General features: G+C 45.3%; 1 protein-coding gene and 1 pseudogene. Both read right to left on the minus strand.

Annotated elements, in window-relative coordinates:
• Positions 1–175 precede the first annotated feature (175 nt).
• Positions 176–400, minus strand: a pseudogene (locus tag G7Y39_RS13310) (hypothetical protein); the annotation flags it as partial.
• A 5-nt stretch (positions 401–405) separates the two neighbouring features.
• Positions 406–1,638 carry a site-specific integrase gene (locus G7Y39_RS13315; protein WP_165157911.1) on the minus strand — a complete coding sequence of 411 codons (1,233 nt, stop codon included), beginning with the start codon at positions 1,636–1,638 and terminating at the stop codon, positions 406–408.
• Between the last annotated feature and the right edge of the window lie 276 nt (positions 1,639–1,914).

Raw genomic sequence — 1,914 nt, forward strand, 5'->3', positions numbered from 1 at the left:
GTCAGAATACGTCAATGTACCGAACCAAGCAAGGATGTACAAGATATTTATCACGCACTTTCTCTGTCTGATACTCCTATACGGAGACAGAAATTTGTAGTACACCCAGAGGATGTCTCAAAAAAAACATATACAGAAAATCAGAATATTAATTCAACTTAGGTGGCAATGTGGGTTCAAGGCTGTAAACGTCATAGCTGATGCCGTCCGGTTGCTTGACGTATCGCACCGTTTCAGCCTCGTTCAATTCCCTGCTCTTATAAATGGCATGAATCGCCTTGCGTATATCGCACGAGAACATCTCGAACAGGTCGGCTATCTCGAATTGGGTCATCCATACGGGTGCGGTCGGTATCGTGAACACACCCGTTTCACTGATTGTTATGATTCCTCTTTCCATAGCAATCACATCTTCGAAAAACTTCTTTCCACATTTCCCATGTCACGCATGATGGAGCTATCAAGTACTTTGGCATAATGCTGCGTCATGCGGATATTGGAATGCCCCAGTATCTTCGCTACATTCTCCATGCTCACCTCATTGGCAAGAAAAACAACGGTTGCTGCCGTATGACGGGCGACATGAGTCGTCAGCCGCTTTTTTATGCCGCATATATCCGCAATCTCTTTCAAATAGGCATTCATCTTCTGATTGCTTGGTACCGGGAACAAGACATTTTTTGCCATGCACTCCGTGTTGGATGAATACTTGTCTATGAGCCTCTTGGCCGGTGAAATGACGGGGATGTTACACATCTGCTTCGTTTTTTGGCGGGCTTTCCGTATCCAAAGACAACCGTTGTTGTCTCTTATAAGGTGTTCCTTGCTGAGTTGGTAAACATCGGCAAAAGCCATACCGGTCAGGCAGCAAAAGGCAAAGACATCACGGACCTGCTCCAGACGTTTGACACCAAACTCTTTGTCCATCAATGTTTCAAGCTCTTCCTTGGAAAGGAACTCCACGTTTACCTCCTCAACTTTGAAGTGTATGCCACAGAACGGGTCTTTCTTTATCCATCCATTGGCTTGTGCAATGCGGATAACTTTCTTAAGATTCTTCAGGTGTTTCAATGCGGAATTATTCTTGCAGCCAATCGAGGTCTTCAGCCAATACTCAAAGCCATGGATGAATTGCCCGTCCAACTCATTCAGAAACAAATCGTCCTTATGATAATTGGAACATATAAACTCTCGAAGTCTGTTGACGGACGTGTCAAACTTGGCAACGGTGGATTCCGTGTATTCCTTCCCGATTAAGGCACGGCATTTCTCGTTATGCTCGGCATACACTTCCAAAAGGGTGCGCTGTACCTTGTCACGCCCATAATACCTGTCACGAATGGCATCCGCCGTAACCATGCCGCCTTCGGTTTCCAGTCCACAGTGTATCTGCAAAACCTTGGCACGGACGGCGTTGATATAGTGGTTCAGCTCCGTTGAATTACGGTCTTTCCCTTTGGAACACTCTTTCGACTGGTTCCACAACGTAACAGGCACACTGCGCTTAATCATAATCTCCGCTTTCCGCTTATCAACGGTTATGCGCATGCAAATGGGCGCTTCCCCATTCTTCAGCAATTTCTGCCGCTTGATGTAAAACAGTACACTCAGTGTACTACGTCTTTTTTCTACTCCCATACTTTCTGCATTTTTAAGTGGTACAAAGTTAATTGGCTCTGTTCCAAATGCAGCTATGCAAAACATTGTGAATCAGCGAAGAATTATCCAAATCGTTGGACTTTTGAAGCCACGGAAAAAGTCCGACGGATAAGCCGGTGGCAACTGCCTTATACGAAACAAAGCCTAATCGCGTGACGGATATCGTTTCCTCCAATACATTTTTTATGATTCAAGAAGCCACATCATTCCCGTGGGTTGCCCGCTATAAAATAGTACCCTCTCCGAAAGAACGAG

Source organism: Parabacteroides sp. ZJ-118, assembly GCF_011038785.1.
Classification (GTDB): Bacteria; Bacteroidota; Bacteroidia; order Bacteroidales; family Tannerellaceae; genus Parabacteroides.